The organism is Pseudooceanicola atlanticus (assembly GCF_000768315.1).
Classification (GTDB): Bacteria; Pseudomonadota; Alphaproteobacteria; order Rhodobacterales; family Rhodobacteraceae; genus Pseudooceanicola; species Pseudooceanicola atlanticus.
In genome coordinates this window covers 345,237-369,789 of the sequence record NZ_AQQX01000003.1, presented here as the reverse complement: position 1 = coordinate 369,789, position 24,553 = coordinate 345,237, and the positions used below count along the sequence as shown (strand labels likewise).

General features: G+C 66.2%; 25 protein-coding genes. 19 read left to right on the top strand and 6 right to left on the bottom strand.

Going from position 1 to position 24,553, the window contains the following annotated elements; translation table 11 throughout:
* Positions 1–112 precede the first annotated feature (112 nt).
* Complete coding sequence (locus ATO9_RS09640) at positions 113–418, bottom strand: antibiotic biosynthesis monooxygenase family protein (protein ID WP_052418212.1); 306 nt, start codon at positions 416–418, stop codon at positions 113–115.
* A 216-nt stretch (positions 419–634) separates the two neighbouring features.
* Between ATO9_RS09640 and phnC the strand changes: the two genes are divergently transcribed.
* The 5 genes from phnC (at position 635) to ATO9_RS09615 (ending at position 5,367) form a co-directional block, all read left to right on the top strand.
* Positions 635–1,447 (top strand): phosphonate ABC transporter ATP-binding protein, encoded by an 813-nt coding sequence (gene phnC, locus ATO9_RS09635; RefSeq protein WP_043747855.1) that lies wholly within the window; start codon positions 635–637, stop codon positions 1,445–1,447.
* A 57-nt stretch (positions 1,448–1,504) separates the two neighbouring features.
* The gene (gene phnD / locus ATO9_RS09630) at positions 1,505–2,410 is read left to right on the top strand and encodes a phosphonate ABC transporter substrate-binding protein (RefSeq protein ID WP_043747852.1); all 906 of its coding nucleotides are present in this window, start codon (positions 1,505–1,507) and stop codon (positions 2,408–2,410) included.
* A gap of 62 nt (positions 2,411–2,472) precedes the next feature.
* Entirely contained in the window at positions 2,473–3,357 is an 885-nt protein-coding gene (gene phnE / locus ATO9_RS09625) for a phosphonate ABC transporter, permease protein PhnE (RefSeq protein WP_043747850.1), read from the top strand.
* A complete protein-coding gene (gene phnE / locus ATO9_RS09620) occupies positions 3,354–4,673 on the top strand; it encodes a phosphonate ABC transporter, permease protein PhnE (protein WP_081979514.1) in 1,320 nt (439 codons plus the stop codon). The genes phnE (ATO9_RS09625) and phnE (ATO9_RS09620) overlap by 4 nt, the downstream gene beginning before the upstream one ends.
* Before the next feature lie 76 nt (positions 4,674–4,749).
* On the top strand, positions 4,750–5,367 hold the full coding sequence (locus ATO9_RS09615; protein WP_043747846.1) for an LbetaH domain-containing protein: 618 nt from the start codon (positions 4,750–4,752) through the stop codon (positions 5,365–5,367).
* A 307-nt stretch (positions 5,368–5,674) separates the two neighbouring features.
* Here ATO9_RS09615 and ATO9_RS09610 read toward each other — a convergent pair whose 3' ends face one another.
* The 3 genes from ATO9_RS09610 to phnF form a co-directional block, all read right to left on the bottom strand.
* A complete protein-coding gene (locus ATO9_RS09610; RefSeq protein ID WP_043747845.1) occupies positions 5,675–6,868 on the bottom strand; it encodes a glycerophosphodiester phosphodiesterase family protein in 1,194 nt (397 codons plus the stop codon).
* A gap of 134 nt (positions 6,869–7,002) precedes the next feature.
* Positions 7,003–8,193, bottom strand: a complete 1,191-nt coding sequence (locus ATO9_RS09605) for an alpha-D-ribose 1-methylphosphonate 5-triphosphate diphosphatase (RefSeq protein WP_043747843.1) — start codon at positions 8,191–8,193, stop codon at positions 7,003–7,005.
* 89 nt (positions 8,194–8,282) lie between these two features.
* Positions 8,283–9,008: a phosphonate metabolism transcriptional regulator PhnF gene (gene phnF / locus ATO9_RS09600; RefSeq protein WP_043747840.1), complete on the bottom strand. Its 726-nt coding sequence runs from the start codon at positions 9,006–9,008 to the stop codon at positions 8,283–8,285.
* Between the two features lie 97 nt (positions 9,009–9,105).
* Here phnF and phnG point away from each other — a divergent pair, with 97 nt between their 5' ends.
* The 3 genes from phnG to ATO9_RS09585 are packed head-to-tail and all read left to right on the top strand — an operon-like array spanning position 9,106 to position 11,230.
* Positions 9,106–9,564, top strand: a complete 459-nt coding sequence (gene phnG / locus ATO9_RS09595) for a phosphonate C-P lyase system protein PhnG (RefSeq protein ID WP_043747837.1) — start codon at positions 9,106–9,108, stop codon at positions 9,562–9,564.
* The gene (phnH, locus tag ATO9_RS09590; RefSeq protein ID WP_043748616.1) at positions 9,564–10,127 is read left to right on the top strand and encodes a phosphonate C-P lyase system protein PhnH; all 564 of its coding nucleotides are present in this window, start codon (positions 9,564–9,566) and stop codon (positions 10,125–10,127) included. The genes phnG and phnH overlap by 1 nt, the downstream gene beginning before the upstream one ends.
* On the top strand, positions 10,127–11,230 hold the full coding sequence (locus ATO9_RS09585) for a carbon-phosphorus lyase complex subunit (RefSeq protein ID WP_043747834.1): 1,104 nt from the start codon (positions 10,127–10,129) through the stop codon (positions 11,228–11,230). The genes phnH and ATO9_RS09585 overlap by 1 nt, the downstream gene beginning before the upstream one ends.
* 83 nt (positions 11,231–11,313) lie before the next feature.
* Here ATO9_RS09585 and ATO9_RS09580 read toward each other — a convergent pair whose 3' ends face one another.
* Positions 11,314–11,514, bottom strand: a complete 201-nt coding sequence (locus ATO9_RS09580; protein ID WP_043747831.1) for a hypothetical protein — start codon at positions 11,512–11,514, stop codon at positions 11,314–11,316.
* 16 nt (positions 11,515–11,530) lie between these two features.
* Between ATO9_RS09580 and ATO9_RS09575 the strand changes: the two genes are divergently transcribed.
* From ATO9_RS09575 to ATO9_RS09525, 11 genes are all read left to right on the top strand, one after another.
* Complete coding sequence (locus tag ATO9_RS09575) at positions 11,531–12,391, top strand: alpha-D-ribose 1-methylphosphonate 5-phosphate C-P-lyase PhnJ (RefSeq protein WP_043747828.1); 861 nt, start codon at positions 11,531–11,533, stop codon at positions 12,389–12,391.
* On the top strand, positions 12,388–12,807 hold the full coding sequence (gene fosX, locus ATO9_RS09570) for a FosX/FosE/FosI family fosfomycin resistance hydrolase (RefSeq protein WP_043747824.1): 420 nt from the start codon (positions 12,388–12,390) through the stop codon (positions 12,805–12,807). Before ATO9_RS09575 ends, fosX begins: the two co-directional genes overlap by 4 nt.
* Entirely contained in the window at positions 12,804–13,466 is a 663-nt protein-coding gene (locus ATO9_RS09565; RefSeq protein WP_043747822.1) for an alpha/beta fold hydrolase, read from the top strand. Before fosX ends, ATO9_RS09565 begins: the two co-directional genes overlap by 4 nt.
* Positions 13,463–14,233, top strand: a complete 771-nt coding sequence (gene phnK / locus ATO9_RS09560) for a phosphonate C-P lyase system protein PhnK (protein WP_043747820.1) — start codon at positions 13,463–13,465, stop codon at positions 14,231–14,233. Before ATO9_RS09565 ends, phnK begins: the two co-directional genes overlap by 4 nt.
* Positions 14,234–14,369: 136 nt before the next feature.
* Positions 14,370–15,053, top strand: a complete 684-nt coding sequence (gene phnL, locus ATO9_RS09555) for a phosphonate C-P lyase system protein PhnL (protein ID WP_043747818.1) — start codon at positions 14,370–14,372, stop codon at positions 15,051–15,053.
* The gene (phnN, locus tag ATO9_RS09550; RefSeq protein ID WP_052418211.1) at positions 15,050–15,628 is read left to right on the top strand and encodes a phosphonate metabolism protein/1,5-bisphosphokinase (PRPP-forming) PhnN; all 579 of its coding nucleotides are present in this window, start codon (positions 15,050–15,052) and stop codon (positions 15,626–15,628) included. The genes phnL and phnN overlap by 4 nt, the downstream gene beginning before the upstream one ends.
* Positions 15,625–16,776, top strand: a complete 1,152-nt coding sequence (locus ATO9_RS09545) for an alpha-D-ribose 1-methylphosphonate 5-triphosphate diphosphatase (RefSeq protein WP_043747816.1) — start codon at positions 15,625–15,627, stop codon at positions 16,774–16,776. The genes phnN and ATO9_RS09545 overlap by 4 nt, the downstream gene beginning before the upstream one ends.
* 97 nt (positions 16,777–16,873) lie before the next feature.
* On the top strand, positions 16,874–19,333 hold the full coding sequence (locus tag ATO9_RS09540) for a heavy metal translocating P-type ATPase (RefSeq protein WP_052418210.1): 2,460 nt from the start codon (positions 16,874–16,876) through the stop codon (positions 19,331–19,333).
* A 197-nt stretch (positions 19,334–19,530) separates the two neighbouring features.
* Complete coding sequence (locus ATO9_RS09535) at positions 19,531–20,544, top strand: C4-dicarboxylate TRAP transporter substrate-binding protein (RefSeq protein WP_043747814.1); 1,014 nt, start codon at positions 19,531–19,533, stop codon at positions 20,542–20,544.
* 96 nt (positions 20,545–20,640) lie between these two features.
* The gene (locus ATO9_RS09530; protein ID WP_043747812.1) at positions 20,641–21,273 is read left to right on the top strand and encodes a TRAP transporter small permease subunit; all 633 of its coding nucleotides are present in this window, start codon (positions 20,641–20,643) and stop codon (positions 21,271–21,273) included.
* A 9-nt stretch (positions 21,274–21,282) separates the two neighbouring features.
* On the top strand, positions 21,283–22,680 hold the full coding sequence (locus tag ATO9_RS09525; protein ID WP_043747811.1) for a TRAP transporter large permease: 1,398 nt from the start codon (positions 21,283–21,285) through the stop codon (positions 22,678–22,680).
* A 149-nt stretch (positions 22,681–22,829) separates the two neighbouring features.
* Here ATO9_RS09525 and ATO9_RS09520 read toward each other — a convergent pair whose 3' ends face one another.
* Positions 22,830–24,386, bottom strand: coding sequence for a glycosyltransferase family 39 protein (locus ATO9_RS09520; protein ID WP_043747810.1), 1,557 nt, complete (start codon positions 24,384–24,386; stop codon positions 22,830–22,832).
* Positions 24,387–24,553 lie beyond the last annotated feature (167 nt).

The window sequence follows — 24,553 nt, the reverse complement described above, 5'->3', positions numbered from 1 at the left end:
CAGGGTTCGGGCCTTACGTCACCACGTTGCTGAGGTCTGCGATCGCGCCTCGGGACGGCCGACCGCACGACGGGCCGCTTGCCATGGCGCCCGGCTGCTCCGCGCCAGCCCGTTACCGGTTGAACCGGCTTTCGCGGCTGACCTCGCAGATTTGCAGGTGGTAATCCGCATAGAACCTCTCGCGACCGATCTGCTTGACCGCGACATGGTCGGGGTGGCGGGCCCAGGCGTTCAGGCTGTCCATGTCTTCCCATTCGAAGTAGGTCAGGCGTTCGTCATCTTCGGCCCGATAGGCCTTGTGAGAGATGTAGCCGGGCATCGCCGTTGCCAGGGCGGCCATCTGTTCGAGATGCGCGTAATAATCCGGGCCATCGCCGGCCTCGGTCCGGCGGGCGCGGAAAACGGCGACGATAGTCATGGCGGTTTCTCCTCCTGAAAGCGTGGCGATCAGGCTAGGCCGGGGGCCGGCGTCCGACAAGTCTTCGCGATCCGCCGCCCGCTTTGCAGGCATTGGTCGCGACGCCGGACGGGGAAAAGACGCGGCCCGGCATCCGTCACAAAAGTTTCGCCAAACCGATACATTTCCGTATTCGTCGGCGCCTAGCACGCCTCGTGAAGACACGGGGGATATAGCGTGCTGCGCATCGAGCAACTGACGAAGAAATTCGGCTCCAACACGGCGGTGGATGCCGCGACGATCGAGGTGGACCGCCCGATGATGATCGGCATCATCGGCCGCTCCGGCGCGGGGAAATCGACCCTGCTGCGGATGCTGAACCGCCTGACGGACCACACCAGCGGATCGGTGACCTTCGAAGGCCGGGACGTCACCGCCCTGCGCGGTGCGGACAAGCGCGCCTGGCAGGCCGATTGCGCGATGATCTTCCAGCAGTTCAACCTGGTGCCGCGGATGGACGTGGTGTCGAACGTGCTGCACGGCACGCTGAACCGCCGGTCCACCCTGGCGACGATGTTCAACCTGTTCCCGACGGAAGACATCCACCGCGCCATCGACATCCTGGACCGCCTCGGTATCGCCGATCACGCCCCGAAACGGGCCGAGGCCCTGTCCGGCGGCCAGCAGCAGCGCGTGGCCATCGCCCGCGCCCTGATGCAGGACCCCAAGATCATCCTGGCCGACGAGCCGATTGCCTCGCTCGACCCGATGAACGCGCAGATCGTCATGGACGCGCTGCGCCGTATCCACGAGGAGGACGGGCGCACCGTGATCGCCAACCTCCACACGCTCGACACCGCGCGTCGCTATTGCGACCGGGTGATCGGCATGCTGCACGGCCGGATCGTCTTTGACGGTCGCCCCGAGCAGCTGACCACTGGGGCCGCCCGCGACATCTATGGCGCGGATGCGAGCTTCTCGGAAGAGGCGACCTCGACCCAGCTCGACGCTGTCGGCCGGGCGTCCAACGTCGCCACCGTACCTGCCTGAATTTCATCGGCCCCGCCCAGTCTGGACGGGGCTTTTCTACCTATGGGAGCTACCAAGATGAAAAAACTGATCGCCGCCGCCCTGGCAACCACCGCACTGACCGGCGCCGCCATGGCCCAGGACCAGATCGAGGAATTCCGCATCGGCATCCTCGGCGGTGAGAACGCCCAGGACCGGCTGAACAGCCATGAATGCCTGAAGGAATACACCGAAGAAGCACTTGGCGTTCCGGTCAAGCTGTTCGCGCCGGCCGATTACGACGGTGTGATCCAGGGCCTGCTGGGCGGCACCATCGACATGGCTTGGCTGGGCGCGTCCGGCTATGCCAAGACCTTCCTGGACGATCCCGAAGCGGTCGAGCCGGTGCTGGTCAAGATCAACCTGGACGGCTCCTACGGCTACCATTCCATCGGGTTCGCCCGCAAGGACAGCGGCATCGCCTCGCTGGACGACATGGAAGGCAAGAAGTTCGGCTTCGGTGACCCGAACTCCACCTCCGGCTACCTGATCCCGTCGATCGAGATCCCGACCGAAACCGGCGCGACCATGGAGAACGGTGACTATTTCGGTGAGGTCGTCTTCACTGGCGGTCACGAGCAGACCATCGTTGCAGTGAACAACGGTGACGTCGACGGCGGCGTGACCTGGGCCGACGGCCAGGGCAACTGGGAAGACGGCTTCAACTCCGGCGCGCTGCGCAAGGCAGTGGATGCCGGCCTGATCGACATGAACGACCTGGTGGAAATCTGGCGCTCCAAGCCGATCCCGGAAGGCCCGATCGTCCTGCGCAAGGCGCTGCCGACCGAGGTCAAGACCACCATGACCAACCTGATCGACGGTATGTACGAGAAGGACCAGGACTGCACCTACAACATCTCGGCCGGTGAATCCCTGGGCTTCGACGCGATCACCCATGACGCGTACCTGTCCATCATCGAAGCACGCAAAGCGAAATCCCAGTAATCGCTGATGTTTCCGGCGGGTCCCCCAGGGGGCCCGCCATTTTTTCGAAAGGCCCTTCCGACATGGCAGAGATAAGCACCACCGCCGGGTCGCGCGTGACGAATATCCGCGACGATTACATGGCTCTGACACGCCGCAAGCGTCTTTATTCCGGCATCCTGCTGGCCATATTCGTGGCCCTGATGGTGTCCGGCTTCATGGTCGCCGACGCCCGCAACGCGGGCGGGTTCTGGGATGGCTGGACCAACGTGCTGGATTTCCCGCGCACGGTCATCGCCGAGGCCTCCGAGAAGATCCACGAATTGCCCGGTCACCTCGTGACCTTCTTCCCGGCCTTGATCGAGACGATCAACATCGCCGCCGTGTCGACCCTGATCGGGGCCATCGGCGGTGCGATCCTGTCGATGCTGTCGACCCGGGGCATGGCGCGCTGGCCGCGCCTGATCCCGGTCTTCCGCCGGATCATGGACGTGATGCGCGCGATCCCGGAAATCGTCATCGCGCTGGTGCTGATCTTCGTGCTGGGCGGTGGCCCGGTTCCGGCGATGATCGCCATCGCCTTCCACACGGTCGGCGCCCTGGGCAAGCTCTTCTCGGAAGTGAACGAGAACGCCTCGCTCAAACCGGTCGAAGGGCTGTCCTCGGTCGGGGCCAACTGGTCGCAGCGGATGCTGCTGGGCGTGGTGCCGCAGGTGGCGCCCAATTACCTGAGCTATGCCCTGCTGCGCTTCGAGATCAATATCCGTGCCTCGGCCATCCTGGGCTTCGTCGGCGCGGGCGGCATCGGCTACGAGCTGAAGAACGCCATGTCCTGGGGGCAGGGGCAATATGACGAAAGCGCCGCGATCTTCCTGCTGCTCTTCGCCACCATCGTCACCTTCGACCAGGTGTCCTCCTATTTCCGTGACCGGCTGACCCATGGCCGCAAGCAGGAGATGCTCGCATGACCATGACCGCCACCAACACCGCCGCGCCGCTGAAGGACCAGGCCGAGGCCCTGTTCAAACGCAAGCGCATGATCTCTTTCGGGATGCCGCTGCTGATCCTGGCCTATCTCGTCTACGCCTTCTTCGCCTTCGACGTGCCGGGCCTGATCCGCGACGCCGACCCAGAAAACGGCCGAACCCTGATCCGCGACAGCTACAGCTACAAGACCCACGTGACCCGCGACAACCGCTCCGGCGAGGTCGAGGTCGCGATCGAGGGCGAACGCAAGGGCGAATACCCCGCGGGCGAAGCGCCCGCCTGGGTCGCCCTGGGCGAAACGACGGTGATCACGCTGGATGGCGGCGGCATCGTGACCTTCGGCCCCGAGGAGGTCTCCTACGACATCCCCGGCTACGGTCTGGTCACCGCGCGGCCCGGCAATGGCGGGGCCAACGCGACCTTCCCGACGGAGGACCTGCCGGAATGGATCAACGCCTCAAAGAACCGCGTGGCGATCACCACCGATGAAGGCCGCCTGACCATCACCCGCCGCAAATCCGAGCTTTTCCGCTATGAAACGGGGTGGGAGCTGTTCTTCTTCACTCTCGACAGCCCCTATCACGGGATGGGGCCGGGCACGCTGATGTCGCGCGCCCTGTCGGGCGAGGCCGGGGCGATCTGGGACGGGTTCTGGCACAACAACATGTGGCGCCATGCCGATGTCGCATGGGCGCTCTTCGAAACCGTGTTGATGGCCTTCCTGGGCACGTTCGGTGCGGCCATCGTGTCGCTGCCGCTGGCCTTTCTTGCCGCGCGCAACTTCACGCCGCTCGTCGTGGTGCGGCAGTTTTTCCGCCGCCTGTTCGACCTGTTCCGGGGCGTGGATGCGCTGATCTGGACCATCGTCCTGGCCCGCGCCTTCGGGCCCGGACCGCTGACCGGCGCACTGGCGATCCTGGTCACCGATACCGGCTCCTTCGGCAAGATGTTCTCGGAGGCGCTGGAAAACGTCGACGGCAAGCAGATCGAGGGGCTGCAATCGACCGGCGCGAAACCGGTGCAGCGCTACCGTTTCGGGGTGATCCCGCAGGTGACGCCGGTGCTGCTGTCGCAGATCCTCTACTTCTTCGAATCCAACACCCGCTCGGCCACCGTGATCGGTGCGATCACGGGCGGCGGGATCGGGCTGTTGCTGACCCAGGCGATGATCACCCAGAAGGACTGGGAGGAAGTGACCTACTACATCGTCCTCGTCGTGCTGATGGTCTTCGTGATGGACTGGTTCTCGGGCTGGCTGCGGCGCAAGCTGATCGCAGCGGACGAGTCCGGGCACTGATCCCGCTTCATCTTGCCAGAAATACTCCCGCCGGAGGCGTCCGGCGGGTGACGCGGTTCCGGGAGGTCGCAGAAAAATGCCCAGATTGTCCGAAACCAAGCCCTTCATCCACGAAGGTGCCACGCTCACCGAGACCACGCTCGGCCGTTTCGTCGAAATCGGGCAGGGCAGCCGCGTCGCTCATTCCGAGATCGGCGATTATTCCTATTGCGACCGCTATGCCGATATCGCCAATGCCAGCGTCGGCAAATTCGCCAATATCGCCAGTTTCGTGCGGATCGGGGCTACGGATCATCCGCTCGATACTGCCGCCTGCCATCATTTCCTCTACCGTTCGGCGGATTACTGGGACGACGTGGAGAACGACGCCGATTTCTTCGCACATCGCCGGTCGCGGCGCGTGGTGATCGGACATGACACCTGGCTGGGGCACAATGCTCAGGTCAAGCCCGAGGTGACGATCGGACATGGGGCGGTCGTTGCCTCGGGTGCGATCGTGACCAGGGACGTGGCGCCCTACACGATCGTTGCGGGCACGCCCGCGCGGATGATGCGCCTGCGCCAGCCCGCGGAGATCGCGGAGCGCCTGATCGCGCTGGCCTGGTGGGACTGGGACCATGCCCGCCTGCGCGAGGCGCTGGCGGATTTCCGGGGCCTGACCGCAGAAGCGTTCCTGGAGAAATACGAGGGCTAGCGCTTGGCCCTCGGCTCTGCCGGTGGAGGGCACGGCCCGGGACTTTCCTGCGGCTGAGTGCTGCGCTCCAGCGTACATGTCACTGTGCTCGCCTCGGAGGCAGATGCTTGGACGGGCAGGGTCAACGCTCCGTGCAGGGCTTAAGGTCGACGCCTGTCAGGTTCTGATCCCCCACGCAGCACGGTTGTCACACCGCTTATCGTTGCCGCGCGGCGCAAGGCCCCCAAACGAAAAAAGGCGCGGCCGGGGCCGCGCCTTAGGGGCTGCACTGGGGAAGAGGGGCGCCGGGGAGCGCCCCTGACAGGCCTCAGAGGCCCATGCAGTTCGCGTAGTAGGTGACCGTGGCGGGCCAGTCGGAGAAGACGCCTTCGACGCCCACGTCCTGGGCCAGCACGTCCAGCACCACCAGGTAGTCGCTGTCATTGTCGATGGCCGGGGTCACGGACTGGAAGTACCAGCCGCCACCGGAGGCCAGCGGGCCGGAGCGTTCCAGGGTCCAGGCGATCAGCTTGAGATCGGCGGCCTTGGCGGCCTTGGCGAAGGCGGAGGCCATGATCTCGCCGTTCTCTTCGGTGACCATCATGTTGATCGACGGAGCCAGGTAGTTGACGCCCTGGGCCTTCAGCTCTGCGAAGTCCCACTGCCAGCTTTCGGGATCCTGCTGGTCGAAGCCGTCATACCATTCGACAAGGAACACGGCCTGTTCGCCGAACTCGGGCTCTGCCTTGATCCAGTAAAGCACGTCGTCGAGGTTGAAGCTCTGCGCCCAGACGTCGGAGGCGGGAATGCCGGCGGCCTTGTACTCGTCGATCATCTTCTGCGCGTAATCTTCCTGGGTGAAGCCGTCGAAGGGCATCTCGACCGAGGGGGATTTCAGTTCGGGGGTGAACTTCGCGCCGAGCGACTTGAACAGCTCGATCGATTCCGCGTGGGTCATCAACGTGCCCGTGGTGGAATAGAGGTCGGTGCGCCAGTTGGCGGTGCCGTCCATGTATTCCTCGACGGTGGTGCCGGCGCGGTTGGCGGCGTCCATCTTGCCGTTCAGCGTGCGGTATTCGGCCAGCGTGATGTCCGAGGTGCGGCATTCGGCGGCGGCCGGCGTGTCGCCATCGGCGGCGGCGAAGGGCGTGGTGCACTTGTCACCCAGGTCGGTGGCCAGGATGTTGGTGGTGGTGTGCAGGTCGTTCTGGGCGTGACGGCAGACCAGTTCCTTGTCGGCGGTGAAGGCCACGTCGCATTCCAGGATGCCGGCGCCCATGCGGGCTGCGGCGCGGTTCGATTCGACCGTGTGCTCGGGGAACATCAGGGGCGCACCGCGATGACCGATGGAGAAGGTCGAGGGCTCGAACGGGCCGGTGCAGGCCTGCAGCTTGTCCTTCAGCGCGCCCTCGGGCAGGGCGTCGGTCAGGTACATCGGGCGCGGGCCCAGCTGCACGTCGGCCAGGGCCGGGGCGGCGATGGCGCTGGCGGCGGCCAGGGCGAGAATGGAAAGCGGTTTCATGTCAGGAAAGTCCCCTTGTTGTTGTGTGAGGGGATATGGTCATGTCCCGGCAACGCGGAATTGACGATTGGACGACACTTTCCTGAAGGCTTCGTGACGGTTTTCCGACAGCCTGTTGCGGATGGCGGCCCGGGTTATTCAGCCGCCATCTGCGCGCCCATGGAGGCAAAGGCGAACCGATGCGCGGCCTCGCCAGCCAGGTGGGTGATGCGCCCGCCGGAGATCGTCGCCTCGATGGCGCGGGTTTCGCTGTTGATGATCGTCAGGTCGGCGCGGCGTCCCGGATCCAGCCGCCCGCGATCAGGCAGGCGCAGGATGCGCGCCGGCGCTTCCGAGATCATCGCCCAGGCCTGCGGGAAGGTCAGCGCGCCCATATCGGCCAGGTGGAACGCGGCCAGGTGCAGGGCGGGGTAGTAATAGTCCGACACCAGCGCATCACAGAGCCCCATGCGCACCAGGTCCTCGGCGGCGATGTTGCCGGATTGCGACCCGCCGCGGACGATGTTGGGCGCCCCCATCAGCACCGGGTCCCCGACCGCGCGGGCCAGTGCCGCGGCGGAGCGGGCCGTGGGAAATTCGCAGATCTTCGCCCCGATCATCGAGAACGTCTCGCGGGTTTCGCCGTCGGGGTCGTCATGGGAGCCGTAGATCACGCCCAGTTCGTCGAACCGGTCGGCCAGGCGGCACAGGTAGCGCGGCACCTGTGTCCTCTGCCGGTGGGCCTGCTTGATGACCTCAAGGTGTTCGTCGACCGTGCGCCCGGCATTCTTGGCCCAGGCATAAAGCTCGTCGCGGTTGAAAGAGGCCAGGTGATCGGCCTCGTCCAGGTGGTTGTTGAAGACCACGTAGTCGATGCCGAATTTCTGGATCGCCGCCAGCAGCCGGTCGGCGGTGTCCACCGTATGGGTTTCGCAGCGGATTTGCAGGCGCAGGTCGGTCAGCGCCTGGGGCCGGTAGCTGTCCAGCGCCTGCATCATCGCCATCGCGTAATCGGGGCCACGCTTGCCGCCTTCCCAGCTCCAGCTCTGGGCGAGATAGGCGGTGGTTACGCCATTCGCCGCCGCATCCCGGTCGGTCGAGCGCAGCCCGGTCGAGGACGGAAACGGCGCGGTCGGGCGCGGCGCGATGTGGCGTTCGAAGGCATCGCCATGCAGATCGACGATGCCGGGCAGGATCATGTAACCGGCGAGGTTGACCTCGGTCAGGGGGCCACGGGTGATCCGCCCGTCGGCAATGGCGATCGAACGGGACTGCATTTCGCCGTCCCTGAGGATCTCTGCGCCGGTGAAGCGCAGGGCAGGGTAGGAGGGCAATATGGTCGGCATTGGATTCGGCCTGCTCAAAGATTTTGGTTGTGGATAAGGGATCAATGTATCGCTGCGATGACAAAAGCGGCTTGTTTTGCTGACGATTTCTACACGTCCTCGTCATCGCCAAGGGTCAGGGTGACGCGATCGCCGGAAAACCAGGTGTGACCGTACTCCACCGGATGGCCCTGAAGATCGACGCTGAGGGAGATCGTGCGCAGCACCGGATCGCCCTCGCGGCATTGCAGGTGCAGGGCCTGTGTGGCGGTCGCAAGCTTGGCCGTCACGCGGGTGGATTTGCGGGTATAGTCGGTGACGCCGCAAGCCTTCAGCGCTTCGGTGACAGAGCTTGTTTCGGCCAGGTGGACCAACAGGTCGGGCATGCGGTCGGCGGGAAAGACCGACCGGAAATGCGCCAGCGGCTGGTCGTCGGCCAGCGACAGCCCCTCGGCCACATGGACCGGCGCGCCCTGGGGCAGGTCCAGCGCCCGGGCCTCGCGCGGGTCGGCGGCGCGGGTTTCGGTGCTGAGTGTCTTGCGAGAGGGCAGGCGGCCCGCCGCGCGGACATTCTGGTGGAACCGCACGCGCCGGCCGATGGGATATTCCGTCGGGCTTTGCGTGACGAAGACGCCCGCGCCGCGCCGCGACAGGACCAGCCCGCGATCGGACAGATCCTTCAGCGCGTGGCGCACCGTGTGGCGGTTGACGCCAAAGCGGCTGGCCAGTTCCGCCTCGGTGGGGAGCTTGTCTCCGGGACCGTAACGGCCGTTGCCAAGGTCGTCGGTCAGGGCCGCGGATATGGATTTCCAGAGCGGCGTGCGGGGGGCTGTCATGAAAGTTTCACCTCGTCCGGGGTTGAGCGTTCGGGCAAAGGGGTCTAAACATTTGTCTAGTTGTATAGATCCTTAGACAACTCGGCAAGGTGTCTAGATGAAAGATTTCGAAACGGAAGAGAACGCGGACCGCAAGGCCTGGATGGGCCTTCTGGCCAGGGCCCCGGCGGCAGAGCTGGCGGCGCTTTGGGATGGTCTGGGCCTGGCGCCCGACTTCGCCTGGCTGCGTGCGCCCGAAGTGGGTGGCGTGATGGTGCGGGGGCGGGCCGGGGCAACCGGTGCGGCCTTCAACCTGGGCGAGATGTCGGTGACCCGCGGGTCGCTGAAGCTGACTGATGGCACGGTGGGCCACGCAATGGTTCAGGGCCGCGACCGCCGCAAGGCCGAGATCGCCGCGCTGGCGGATGCGCTGATGCAGGGCGACCGGGCCGGCACGGTCCGCAAGGGCCTGCTGGAGCCGCTGCAAGCGGCAGCAGAAGCCCGCGCGAACAGGCGGGCCGAGAAGGCCGCGGCAACGAAGGTCGATTTCTTCACGATGGTCCGGGGAGAGGCATGATGGACGCCCAGCTTCTAGAAGGTGGTTTCACAAATGCGCCGGTGGATGCCGCGCACGCGTTCCGCGCGGCAATGAACGCCATGGCCCGGCCCGGCCGGATCGAGGCGATCAAAGGCGGGCAGGGGCCTACGCCGATGTCCGCCGCGGCGGCGACGCTGATCCTGACGCTCTGTGATCCCGAAACGCCGCTGCACCTGGCCGGTCCGCTGGACAACGAGGCGGTGCGCGCCTGGGTCACCTTCCACACCGGCGCGCCGCTGGTCGGTGCCGGAGAGGCCGTCTTTGCCCTAGGTCACTGGGACGACCTGATGCCGATTGACCGCTTTGCCATCGGCACCTCGGAATATCCCGACCGGTCGGCCACGCTGATCGTCGAATGCGATGACCTGCGAGCCGAGGGCACGCAATTGCGCGGCCCCGGCATCAAGGATGTTGCGGCGCTGAACCTGCCGGACCCGGACGTGTTCCGCGCGAACCATGCGCTGTTCCCGCTGGGGCGGGATTTCTTCTTCACCAGCGGGTCAGACCTGGCCGCGCTGCCCCGCTCGACGGAGGTGATCTGATGTATGTGGCGGTAAAGGGTGGCGAACGCGCCATCGACAATGCCCATGACTGGCTGGCCGAGGAACGGCGCGGCGATGTCTCGGTCGCGGAACTGAGCATCCCGCAGATCCGCGAACAGCTGGCGCTGGCGGTGAACCGGGTAATGGCCGAAGGCTCGCTTTACGATCCCGACCTGGCGGCGCTGGCGATCAAGCAGGCGCGGGGGGACCTGATCGAGGCGATCTTCCTGATCCGCGCGTATCGCACGACCCTGCCACGGTTCGGCTATTCGGAACCGGTGGATACCGGGGCGATGGCCTGCGACCGACGTATCTCGGCCACGTTCAAGGATGCGCCGGGCGGCCAGGTCCTGGGCCCGACCTTCGATTACACGCATCGCCTGCTGGATTTCGCGCTGGCGGCCGAAGGGCTGGAGCCGCCCGAGGCCGCGACAGCCGAGGCCCGGCAGGAGCCGACACCGCATGTGACGGAATTCCTGGATCGGGAGGGGCTGATCCAGGGCGAGCACCGACCCGAAGCCGACACCCCGCGTGACCTGACGCGCGAGCCGCTGGAATTGCCCGCCGGACGCCCCTTGCGCCTGCAGGCGCTGACGCGGGGCGACGAGGGTTTCGTGCTGGGCATGGCCTATTCGACGCAGCGCGGCTATGGCCGCAACCACCCTTTCGTGGGCGAGCTGCGCATCGGCACCGTGCCGGTCGAGATGGAGGTGCCCGAGCTGGGCTTTGCCATCGAGATCGGCGAGATCGTGGTGACCGAATGCGAGACCGTGAACCAGTTCACCGGATCGAAGACCGAACCGCCGCAATTCACCCGCGGCTACGGCCTCGTCTTCGGGCAGACGGAGCGCAAGGCGATCTCAATGGCGCTGGTCGACCGGGCGCTGAGGTGGGAGGAACTGGGCGAGGACAATGTCGGTGCGCCGGCGCAGGACGAAGAGTTCGTCCTCTACCATTCCGACAACATCCAGGCGACCGGCTTCCTGGAGCATATCAAGCTGCCACATTACGTCGATTTCCAGTCCGAGCTTGAGCTGATCCGCAAACTGCGCCGCGAGGCGGAAGAGCGGCAAAGGCCCGTGCAGCAGGAGGCGGCGGAATGAGCATGGTCCTTACCGCCGTGCCGCTTGCAAGGTCGGATGCCTCCGGCGGGAGTATTTCCGGCAAGATGAAGGGGCGGTTCCGCTCAGTCCCCGGGCGGTCGTTTGCGGGGCAGACGACCGGGACGATGCAGGATGCCATGGCGGGTCACGCGGGTCCGCATCCGCACGCCGGCATTGGGCATGTCCTTGCCGCGACCGAAGAAGACCGTGTAGCCGGCCAGGCCGATGATGACCGCCACGATGGTCGCCAGAAGGCCGAAAAAGCCAAAGAAAATCATATCCATGCGGGGTGGTCCTGAGATGTCTGACTACAATTTTGCATATCTCGACGAACAGACCAAGCGGATGATCCGCCGTGCGATCCTCAAGGGGTTGGCGGTGCCGGGCTACCAGGTGCCCTTTGCCAGCCGCGAGATGCCGATGCCCTATGGCTGGGGCACCGGCGGCGTGCAGGTGAGTGCCGCGACGCTGACGCCAGAGGACACGTTCAAGGTGATCGACCAGGGGGCCGACGACACGACGAATGCGGTGTCGATCCGCAAGTTCTTCGAGAAGACCGCGCAGGTCGCGGTGACCGAGAAGACGTCGGAGGCGACGGTCATCCAGACCCGTCACCGCATCCCCGAGGAGCCGCTGCGAGAGGGCCAGATCCTCGTCTACCAGGTGCCGATCCCGGAGCCGCTGCGGTTCCTCGAACCCTCGGAGGTCGAGACCCGCAAGATGCATGCGTTGGAGGAATACGGCCTGATGCATGTGAAGTTGTACGAGGATATCTCGCGCCACGGGCACATCGCCACCGCCTATGCCTATCCGGTGAAGGTCGAGGCGCGCTACGTCATGGACCCGTCGCCGATCCCCAAATTCGACAATCCCAAGATGGAAATGGCGGGCATCCAGCTGTTCGGCGCGGGCCGGGAGCAGCGGATCTATGCGTTGCCGCCCTATACCCAGGTCGTTTCGCTCGATTTCGAGGATCATCCCTTCGATCCGTCCAAGGCCGAGCATCCCTGCGACATGTGCGGGGCCGAGGACAGCTATCTCGACGAGGTCATCATCGACGATGCGGGCGGGCGGATGTTCGTCTGTTCCGACACCGATTACTGCGCGACGCGCCAGGCGGCGGGTCATCGCGGGCGCCTGTCGGCGGAGGCGGCGGAGTGAGCGCGGGCCTGTCCCATATCACCCTGATCGTGTCCGATCTGGATGCCACTCAGCGCATGCTGGAGCAGGTGTTCAAGGCGCGCTGCATCTATGACAGCGGGGCCGAGCAATTCTCGATCTCCGAAGAGCGGTTCTTTGACATCGGCGGTGTCTGGGTCGCGACGATGAAGGGCGAACCGCTGCCAGAGCGGAGCTACAACCACGTGGCCTTCAGGATCGACGAGGCGGAGTTCGACGACAGGCGGGCGCGGATCGAAGCGTTGGGCCTTGATCTGCTGCCGCCGCGCCCGCGGGTCGAAGGGGAAGGGCGGTCGCTTTATTTCTATGGTCCCGACAACCACCTGTTTGAACTGCATACCGGCACCCTGGCCGAGCGGCTGGCGCGCTATGCGAAAGGCCGGGAGGGCGCGACGTGATCCCGACCATCTGGTTGCATGGCACGGCGGTCTGCGGGCTGCCCTGGTCCGAGCGGATCGGCGGGACCTGGCCCGATCTGCCCGGCCACGGCCAGGCGCCGCGCGCCCGTGCCGCGCGGGTGGAGGCCTATGCCGAGGCCCTGATCCCTGACCTGCCGGATCGGTTCGTTATCGGCGGCCATTCCCTGGGCGGCATGGTGGCGATGCAGATCGCCGCCCGCCTGCCGGAGCGCTGTGCGGGGCTTGTCCTGGTCGATGCGCCCCTGCGCCTGCCGGGCTGGCTGTTGCGCGGGCTGGGGCATCGCCTGTCGCCGGCGATCGTGCGGGTGCCGGGGCCGGGTGGCCTTGCGCCCATCGTGGCGCGGATGTCCACTAATCGCGCCCTGCGCCCGGCGCTGAGGTCTGTCATCGCGGCGACGCCGCCGAAGGGCCTGATGGACGCGATGCGGGCGGCGCTGCGTTTTGACGGGCGGCCGCTGGTGGGGCAGCTGACCATGCCCGTCCTGTCGCTGATCGGCACGTCCTCGATCCTGACGGGGGCGGCGGACCGCGCTGCCTTTGACAATGTGAAACTGTTCGAAACCGGGCACATGCTGCCCTTTGATCTGCCCGATGCCGTGGCGGACGAGATCCTGACTTTCCTGGAGGGCCTGACATGACGCCGCTTCTGTCCGTGCGCAACGTATCCAAGTTCTATGGCAGCCGGATCGGCTGCTCCGATGTCTCCTTCGATTTATGGCCGGGCGAGGTCATGGGCATCGTCGGCGAAAGCGGGTCGGGCAAGACGACCCTACTGAATTCGCTGGCGGGCCAGCTGACCCCGGATCGCGGCGAGGTCCTGTTCGACACCCGCGCCGACGGGATGAAGGACACGGTGACCATGTCGGAGCCTGAGCGGCGCATGCTGGGGCGAACCGACTGGGCCTTTGTCCATCAGCATGCTCATGAAGGTCTGCGGATGAACGTCTCGGCCGGTGGCAATGTGGGCGAACGGCTGATGGCCGTGGGGGCGCGCAATTACGGCACGATCCGCGAAGAGGCGCTGGACTGGCTGGGCCGGGTCGAGATCTCGGGCGACCGGATCGACGATCGCCCGTCGGCCTTTTCCGGCGGGATGCGCCAGCGGCTTCAGATCGCGCGCAACCTGGTGACCGGGCCTCGGCTGGTGTTCATGGATGAACCGACCGGCGGGCTTGACGTGTCGGTGCAGGCCCGGCTGCTCGATCTGCTGCGCGGGCTGGTGCGCGAGATGGGGCTGTCGGCGATCATCGTGACGCATGACCTGGCCGTGGTTCGGCTTCTGGCGGACCGGTTGATGGTCATGAAGGACGGCCATGTGGTCGAGGCCGGGCTGACAGACCAGGTGCTGGACGATCCGCAGCATGGCTATACACAGCTGTTGGTGTCGAGCGTGCTGCAGGTATGAGCGGCATGATGATTGGCATCTTTGCCACGGGTCCTGGCGGGCAGGGGCGGCACGAAACGTTGTCCTGGGCGGACGGGCAGAGCTTTGGTCGACCCATCCGACGGGACGACACCACCAGATATCGGGAACAGGACAGATGATCCGGATCGAGAACCTTTCGAAGACCTTCACCCTTCACAACCAGGGCGGCGCCGTGATCCCTGTCATGCGGGGGGCCGAACTGGCCGTCGCGCGGGGCGAATGCGTGGCGCTGACCGGGGCCTCGGGCGCCGGGAAATCTACGCTCATGCGGATGATCTACGGCAATTACCTGGCCGCCTCAGGCCATATCTGGGTAGGCGAGACCGATGTCGCCGCCGCGAACCCGCGCGAGATACTGCAATTGCGCCGCCATATGCTGGGCTATGTCAGCCAATTCCTGCGGGTCGTGCCCCGGGTGCCGACGCTCGACGTCGTGGCAGAGCCGCTGCTGGCCGTCGGCACGCCGGTCGATACGGCGCGGGCCCGGGCCGAGGAGCTGCTGGAGCGGCTGAACATCCCGCGCACCCTGTGGGACCTGAGCCCGACGACCTTTTCGGGCGGGGAACAGCAGCGGGTCAACATCGCGCGCGGCTTTGCCCATGACTTCCCGGCGATGCTGCTGGACGAACCGACCGCCAGCCTCGACGCGACCAACCGCGAAACCGTGCTCGGCCTCATCGAAGAGGCCAAGGCGCGGGGCAGCGCGATCATTGGCATCTTCCATGACGAGGCCGCGCGCGACCGGGTCTGCGACCGCCAGATCGACGTGACCGGGTTCTCTCCGCAGGTGGCGGCATGAACACCGGACGGCTGATCGCGGTTGTCGGGCCGTCCGGTGTCGGCAAGGACAGCGTGATGCAGGCGCTGGCCCGTCGCCGGCCCGGTCTGCACCTTGTGCGCCGGGTCATCACCCGGCCCGAAGATGCGGGCGGTGAGGATTTCGAGGGCGTGAGCGAGGCCGAGTTCACCCGCCGGGTCGAGGCCGGGGCCTTTGCCCTGCATTGGCGCGCCCACAATCTGGCCTATGGCGTGCCCGTCGGTGTGCGCCAGGTGCTTGGGGCGGGGCGCGATGCGCTGGTGAACCTGTCCCGCGCGGTCCTGCCGGAGGCGCAGGCGCGGTTCGACCGGTTCGCGGTGCTGTCGCTGACCGCCGCGCCCTCGATCCTGGCGGATCGGCTGGCGGCCCGCGGCCGCGAAACCCGCGAGGACATCGCGCGTCGGCTGGAACGTGCCGGCTTTGCCATGCCCGAGGGGATCGACAGCGTCGTCACCGTGGACAATGGCGGGGCGCTGGACGACACGGTGCAGACGGTGATCGACCGCCTGCACCTGGACGAGACAATGACGAAGACCACCAGAGAGGTGACGCAATGAAGGACGTGCAGACACGGGACGAGACGGTCCTGACCAATGCGCGGGTGATCCTCGAGACCGAGGTGATCGAAGGCCATATCGTGATGCGCGACGGCATGATCGCCGAGATCGGGCAGGGCACCGCGACGGGGCTGGATTGCGAGGGCGACTGGATCGCGCCGGGGCTGGTGGAGCTGCACACCGACAACCTTGAGCGCCACATCACCCCGCGCCCCAAGGTCGACTGGCCGCATCACGCCGCCATCGTCGCCCATGACCAGGAACTGGCGGGCTGCGGCATCACCACGGTTTTCGATGCGATCCGCGTCGGGTCGATGGTGTCGGAACATGCGCTCAGCTACGGGCGCTATGCCAGGTCGATGGCAGACGAGATCCTGACGATGCGCGACAAGGGCGCGCTGAAGATCAGTCACCACCTGCACCTGAGGGCCGAGACCTGTTCGGAAACCCTGCTGGAGGAACTGGACGAGTTCGGTCCCGAGGACCGGGTCGGTATCGTGTCCCTGATGGATCACACGCCCGGCCAGCGCCAATTCCGCGACATCAAGAAGTTCGAGGCCTATGTCTGCGGCAAGCACGGCCTGTCGACCGACGGTTTCACTGAATATTGCGACTGGCTGATCGGTCTGCATGACCGTCTGGGCGCCCGGCACGAGGCCGGGGCGGTCGCCGCTGCCAAGCGCTACGGCGCCGTTCTGGCCAGCCACGACGACACCACGTCCGAACAGGTCGCGACCTCGGCCGCGCATGGCATCCGGGTGGCGGAATTCCCGACCTCGGTCGAGGCCGCCGAGGCCTGTCGTGCCCACCAGATCAGTGTCATCATGGGCGCCCCGAACCTGGTGCGCGGCGGTTCTCATTCCGGCAATGTCGCGGCGCGCGAACTGGCCGATATGGGGCTGCTGGACATCCTGTCCTCGGACTACGTGCCGGCGGCGCTGCTCTATGGCGCGGTGCTGCTGGGGCAGGGCTGGGACGACATGGCGCGCGGGATCGCCACCGTGACGAAGGGTCCGGCCCGGGCCTCTGGCCTGAACGATCGTGGCGTGCTGGCCCCGGACATGCGCGCCGATGTGATCCGGTTCGCCCTGCGGGGCGGGGTGCCGGCGCTGCACGGCGTGTGGTCGCAGGGCCGCCGGGTCGCCTGACCCCTGCCTGAGCCGCACCGAACGAAAGGGGGCCGCGACGTGCGGTCCCCTTGACCTTCTGGCCGCCCTGTCATTTGAGAGATGCAGGAGGCCGAATATGAACCTGCAGACCACGCCGACGCCCGCATCCGACCCGAACCACCCCGACGACCTGCTGCGTCTCGAGGTGACGAAACTGTCCTGTGCCGGCTGTGTCCGGCGGGCAGAGACCGCGCTGTCGGGCGTGCCGGGCGTGGCCAGCGCACGGGTCAACCTGGCCACCCGCAAGGCCGAGGTCGCCCATGACGGATCGCTGACCCCCAGGGCGGCGGCAGAGGCATTGTCGCGCGCGGGCTATCCGGCGGCCGAGGATCACTTGCGGCTGGACATCACAGGGGCCACCTGTGCGTCCTGCGCGCGGCGGATCGAAACCGCGCTGACCGCCCTGCCGGGGGTCGAGGACGCGTCGTTCAACATCGCGACCCACCAGGCCCATATCCGCTATATCGCGGGCGCCGTCACCCCGCGGGCGATGGCCGATGCGGTGCGTGGCGTGGGTTATGGCGCTGAAATCGCAGCTGAAACCGGCGAAGATCAGGTCGACCGCCAGGCCGAGGAGATCACCACCCTGCGCCGCGACACGCTGATCGCCGGGGCGCTGACCCTACCGGTCGTCATCCTGGCCATGGGCGGCCACGTGGTGCCGGCCTTTCACCATTGGCTGGGCCGGACGATCGGGCATGACCTGGTCAATATCTGGCAGTTCCTGCTGACCTCGCTGGTGCTGTTCTGGCCCGGCGCGCGGTTCTTCCGCTCGGGCCTGCCCGCGCTGCGCCATTTCGCGCCCGAGATGAACGCGCTGGTCGTGGTCGGGACAAGCGCCGCCTGGGCCTATTCGACCGTGGCGACCTTTGCCCCCGGCCTGCTGCCCGACGGCGCGCGCGCGGTCTATTTCGAGGCCGCGGCGGTCATCGTGACGCTGATCCTCGCGGGGCGGTGGATGGAGGCGCGGGCCCGTGGCCGCGCCTCTGCCGCGATCCGGCGGCTGGCGGGGCTCCAGGTGCGCGAGGCCCGGCTGCGCGAGGGCGAGGGGACGCGGATGGTCGCCGTCGCAGAGCTCAGCCCCGGCGACGTGATCCTTGTGCAGCCCGGCGAACGGATGCCCGTCGATGGCGAGATCGTCGAGGGGCGGTCGGATGTCGACGAAAGCATGGTGACGGGCGAACCAATCCCGGCCTCCAAGGGGGCGGGCGATGCGGTGGTCGGCGGCACGGTCAACGGGGCGGGGGCCCTGGTGATCCGCGCCACGGCGACGGGCGAGGGCACGGTCCTGTCGCAGATCATGGCCGCGGTCGAAGCCGCGCAGGGGGCCAAGCTGCCGATCCAGTCCCTCGTCGACCGGATCGCGGCGGTTTTCGTGCCGGCGGTGATCGGGGTGGCGACGCTGGTCTTCCTCGGCTGGTGGCTGCTGGGACCGGAACCCGCGCTGCCGACCGCTCTGGTCGCGGCGGTGTCGGTTCTGGTGGTGGCCTGCCCCTGTGCCATGGGCCTGGCCGTTCCGGTTTCAATCATGGTGGGCACGGGACGCGGGTCCGAGATGGGCGTGCTGTTCCGCAAGGGCGATGCGCTGCAATCGCTCGCGGTGGTGGAGGTCGTGGCCTTCGACAAGACGGGCACGCTGACCCGGGGCCGTCCGGTGCTGACGGGCCTTGTCGGGTCCGAGGAGGACTTGGCCGCGCTTGCCGCGCTGGAGGCTTATTCGGAACATTCCATCGCCCGCGCGATTGTGGCGGGGGCCCGGGACAGGGGGCTGACGCTGCCCGGGGCCGAGGGCGTGACCGCCCGCGCCGGGCTGGGTGTCGAAGGGCAGGTGTCTGGGCGCAGCCTGCGGATCGGCAATCGCGACTACGTCACCGGCGCGCTGTCGCCCGAGATGGAGCAGGCGGTTGCCGACTGGAATGCCGAGGGCCGCACGGTCCTCTATGCCGAGGCCGATGGCGCCGTGATCGCCGTGCTGGCCGTGTCCGACGAGGTCAAGCCCGAAGCGGCCGCGGTGCTGGCGCGCCTCCGGCAACAGGGCAAGCGGTTGGTCATGGTGACAGGCGACAGCGAGGCCGCAGCCGGGGCCGTGGCCCGCGACCTGGGCATCGACGAAGTTCGCGCCGGGGTGAAGCCGACCGAGAAGGCGGGCATCGTCGACGCGCTGCGCGTCGATGCGCGCGTGGCCTTTGCCGGGGACGGGATTAACGACGCGCCCGCGCTGGCCGCCGCAGATGTGGGCATCGCCATGGGGTCGGGGACGGATGTCGCGATGGAAAGCGCCGACGTGGTGCTGATGGACGGTGACATTGAAGGTGTGGCCCGGGCGATCGACCTGTCGCAGTGCACGATGGCAAATATCCGTCAGAACCTCTTCTGGGCCTTCGCCTACAACGTCGCGCTGATCCCTGTCGCGGCGGGTCTGTTGGCGCTGGTGGGCGGGCCGATGCTGTCGCCGATGCTGGCCTCGGCCGCGATGGCCGCGTCCTCGGTCCTGGTGGTCAGCAACGCGCTGCGCCTGCGCCGGGTCGGGGCCTGAGCCATCCTGTCGCGACGGCCCCGCGAAACGGCGTGGCCGCTAGGGCGAGTTGACGTTCAGGCAAGGCACAGTCAGCGCAAAGTAACGTTCCACAATGCGAGAAAAGTTACTTTGATTTTACTTGCGAATTGGGTATCCGCCTGTACGGTTTCCATGGAACCGGCCCTTGTCGAGGCCGGAGTAACGGGAGGAATACCATGAACAAGTACCTTCAGGGTGCAGCGGTTGCTGCATTGTCCATCGCCATCGCGGCCCCCGCAATGGCAGAAGAGTGGAACGTGTCCGTCTGGGGCAAGCGCCGCGCCTTCACCGAACACGTCGAAAAACTGGCTGAACTGGTGTCGGAAAAGACCGGCGGCGAGTTCACCATGAACGTGTCCTATGGCGGTCTGTCCAAGAACACCGAGAACCTCGACGGTATCTCGATCGGGGCCTTTGAAATGGCCCAGTTCTGTGCCGGCTACCACGAGGACAAGAACCCCACGATCACCGTGCTGGAACTGCCCTTCCTGGGCGTGCGCAACCTCGAAGAGGAAGTCGCGGTCAGCCACATGATCTACGAGCATCCGGCCGTGCAGGAAGACCTGGCACGCTGGAACGCCAAGCTGCTGATGACCTCGCCGATGCCGCAATACAACCTGGTGGGCACCGGCGATCCGCGCGAAACCGTCGAAAGCTTTGACGGCATGCGCGTCCGTGCCACCGGTGGCCTGGGCGAAGCGTTCAAGGCCGTGGGCGGTGTGCCGACCTCCGTGCCGTCGAACGAAGCCTATAACGCGATGGAAGCAAACGTCGTCGACACCGTGGCCTTCGCGCAGCACGCGCACCTGTCGTTCCGCACGATCGACCAGGCCGACTGGTGGACCGCGAACCTGAACCCGGGCACCGTGAACTGCCCGATCGTGGTCAACATCGACGCCTATGAGGGCCTGTCGGACGAGCACCGCGAAGCGCTGGACAGCTCGGTCGATGAATCCATCGCCTATTACCTGGACAACTACCAGAACAACGTTCTGACCCAGTGGGACCAGATCCTGGACGAGAAGGGCGTGACCAAGGTCGAATTCTCCGACGAGGAGCTGCAGAAGTTCCGCGACGCGACCCAGGGCATTGCCGACCAGTGGATCGAAGAGAAGAGCGCGCAGGGCATCCCGGCGCAGGAACTCTACGACATGGTCAAGGCCAAGCTGGCCGAAATGCACGGCATGTAAGCCTTACAAGGCATTGAAAACAAAGGCCCCGGTGGATGCCGGGGCCTTTCCTTCTTTCCGTCCGCAGAGACGGGACAAGACAGACGGGGGACAACGATGGCAGGTTCATCTGCAGTTCTGGAAGACGGCAGCGCGCTGAGCCGGCTGGATCGCGCGCTCTACCGCGTCGAGAAGGTGTTCGGCGTGATCTCGGGCCTGGCGGTGCTGATGCTGATGGTGCTGGCCGTGGTCTCGGTCGCGGGTCGGCATTTCTTCAACGCGCCGCTGCCGGGTTACGTGGACTGGATCCAGATCGCGATGCCGCTGATCGCCTTCCTGGGCATTTCCTACGCCCAGCGGGACGGCGGCCATATCCGCATGGATATCGTGATCGGCAAGCTCAAGGGCCGGGCGCTCTGGGTTGGCGAGTTCATCACCACCTTCGCGACCTTCGCGCTGATCGTGCTGCTGATCTGGGGCAGCTGGGCGCATTTCGGGCGCAGCTTCGATTTCGGCGCGCCGAACTGGAGCCGCGACAGCACCATCGATATCGGCCTGCCGATCTGGCCGGCCAAGCTGCTGGTCCCCGTCGCTTTCGGCATCATGGGCATTCGCCTGTTGCTGCAGCTGTGGGGCTACGTCGTGGCCATCGGCAAGGGCGGCGACAAGCCCATCGGGGTGCCGCTGATGAAATCCGCCGCGGAACTGGCGGCAGAAGAGGCCGAGCATGTCTCGAGCCTGGACAGATAGGGGCGCGCGATGAGCAGTATTGAAATCGGTCTCTGGGTTTCCGGCGGTCTGCTGGTTCTGGTCGTTCTGGGCATGCGCGTGGCCTTTGCCGCGGGCGCCGCGGGCGTCGTCGGCCTGATCTGGATCTTCTGGGAGAAGAAGGATTACGCCTGGGACGAGCTGGGCTGGGCGCTTGGCGTGGCCGTCAAGACGGCGGGGCAGGTGCCCCATTCCAAGATCGCCAGCCAGGAGCTGTCGCTGATCCCGGTCTTCATCCTGATCGGCTACATGGCCTATTACGCGGGCCTGACCAACGCGTTGTTCGACGCGGCGAAGAAATGGCTGGGCTGGCTGCCGGGCGGCATGGCGGTGTCGACCGTCTTTGCCACCGCGGGTTTCTCGGCCGTGTCCGGCGCCTCGGTCGCGACCTCGGCCGTGTTCGCCCGGATCGCGATCCCCGAGATGCTGAAGATCGGCTATGACAAGCGCTTTGCGGCAGGGGTCGTGGCGGCGGGGGGCACGCTTGCCTCGCTGATCCCGCCCTCGGCCATCCTGGTGATCTACGCGATCATCGTGGAACAGGACGTGGGCAAGCTGCTGCTGGCGGGCTTCATCCCCGGCGTGTTCTCGGCCGTGGTCTACGGTGGCATCATCGTCGGGCTGGCCCTGGCCATGCCGCGCCTTGGCCCGCCTGTCGGCGGGTTCGGCTGGGGCGAACGGATCAAGTCGCTGATCCCGGCTTTCCCGATCTTCTTCGTCGTGCTGATCATCATCTCGTTCATCTACAACCCCTTCGGCGACCCGCTGGGCACCCCGACCGAGGGCGGCGCCCTGGGCGCGGCGCTGATCTTCGTGATGGCGCTGGTGAAGGGCATGAAATGGGCCGAGCTGAAGGACGCGCTGCTGGAAACGGCAAAGCTGGCCACGATGATCTTCACGATCATCTGGGGCGTGCTGATCTACGTGCGCTTCCTGGGCTTCGCGAACCTGCCGCGGGCGTTTTCGGACTGGATCCAGGGGCTTGAACAATCGCCGATGATGACGCTGGTGCTGATCCTGCTGGCCTATGCCGTACTGGGCATGTTCATGGATGCGATCGGGATGCTGCTGCTGACCCTGCCGGTGGTCTACCCCGCGGTGATGGCGCTGAATGGCGGCGATCTGGTGTCGGCGGCGGACAGCACCTTCGGTATGTCCGGCCCGATGTGCGCAATCTGGTTCGGGATCCTGGTGGTGAAGATGGCGGAGTTCTGTCTGATCACACCACCGATCGGTCTGAACTGCTTCGTGGTGGCCGGGGTGCGGCCGGAACTGTCCGTGCAGGACGTGTTCCGCGGCGTGACGCCCTTCTTCATCGCGGACGCGCTGACCATTGCCGGTCTGGTGGCCTTCCCGGGCATCGTGCTGTGGCTGCCATCGCTGGCCTAGGCCGGGCTGGATGGAATGTTGAAAGGCGCCTCGGGGAACCCGGGGCGCCTTTTGCTATTGTGGGAAAGGGGCTCTGCCCCTTGCCGCCAAGGCTTCGCCTTGACGGCTACCCCGGAGTATTTTCGGCAAGATGAAGCAGGGGGCGCGGGTTACTGGCGTTCCAGCAGGGTGAACTTTTCGGTTTCCGCGACCGGCGTGTAGTTCGCGTCGAGGAAGCTGGAGAGCTCGGGGAAGAGCGCGAGGAATTCGGCCGAGCTTTCTGGGCGGCCGGTCACCCAGGGGGTGGCGTCGCTGTCCTGGACGACGACGTGGCGCGGCGGGTTGGCGGCGAGCCGCGCCATCAGGTCCGGCGTGTAGCGGCCATCGTGGAAATCCACGACGAAGGGCCAGGCGAAGGGGTAGCGATAGCGCGGCGGTTCTTCGGCGAGGAAATAGATCATCGTCTCGTAGCCCCAGACGAAGAGGCTGTCGCCGGGTGCCCGATGCGTGGCGAGCAGGGCGGCGAAATCCTCGGTCGCGGCGATGTCAAAATCGACGGGCATCGGGTGGATCGCGTGGTGTTCCTGGATCGTCGCATTGGCCTGTAGCAGGCGCAGGTGGCCGGCCATGCGTGGCCAGATCGGCGTCGTCGAGATCACCCAGGCCAGCCCGGCGATCATGAAGGCCGAGGCCAGCGCGGCCGAACCCAGCCGGCGGCGTAATGCCGAGGTCAGCGCGCCGATGCAGAGGCCCCAGAACACCGCATAGGCCGGCATCATCGGCAGGAAGTGATAGGCGAAGCCCTTGGCCTGAACGAAGCCCGAGAGCCAGCCGGTGACGCCCCAGATGGCGATGACGTAGAAAAAGAGGGCCTCGCCCCGCATGAGGGCCGCCAGCCAGAGCAGGAAACCGCCGAGGATGATCCAGATGTTCACCGGCGCCGGGCCCACCATGACGATGAGATCCCACAGAAAATCGGAGCGTTCGGCGCCATAGGCGATATAGCCGCGGATGTAGTTCTGGATCTCGAGGAAGGGCTCCAGCGCGCCGCCGCTGACGAGGATGGCGACGATCGTGCCAAGGACCAGCGCGCCGCCCAGCACGTAGAAGCCCAGGTCGGACCAGCGGAACCGCACCGTGCCCTGGCTGAAAAGCGGCGCAAAGACCAGCAGGCCAGCCGCCATGATCGTGTATTTGAACCCCACGCCCACACCCAGCATCGCGCCACCCAGCAGCATCCAGAGCGCGCGGGCGCGACCCGTCCGCTCCCACCCCGCGATCAGGCAGAGCAGCGAGGGCACCACGGTGAAGGCGGCCCAGCCATCGGTCTGGGCATGTTCCCAATAGGTCATGGAATAATAGATCACCGACAGGCCCAGCCCGGCTGCGCCGGCCTCTGCCGCGGACCGTCCCAGCTTTTGCAGGATACGGACCACCCCCAGTGTCGTGGCGAAGAAAATCACCCAGTCGAGGTAGCGGATCGCCTGCATGTCATGGCCGAACAGCAGCTGGCTGAGGCGGTGCATCGCCGTGGTCATGGGCGGCTTGATGTTGAAGACATCGCGGTAGGTGGTCAGCCCTTCGCCCCAGGCATAGGCGATGGTGGAATGGATCCCCTGGTCACGTCCGAAAGGTTCGAAGGCCGTGTAGGCCCCAAGGACCAGCACGCCCAGGGCGGCCACCAGATAGGCCGCGCCGAAGCCCGGCTGCCGTTCGTCTGCGCCCATGCCTGTCCCCTTGCTGTCCTGCCGCGCTGTCCAATGCGCTGTTATTGCGCACAATCTGCAACAATCCCGTCCGTGGTGCCATAAAATTACCATTTTGGACGGAAACAATAGGTTGAGAGGGTCGCAAAGGCCTCATGAGACATTGCCGGGGCCTGAGAGGGGATTGC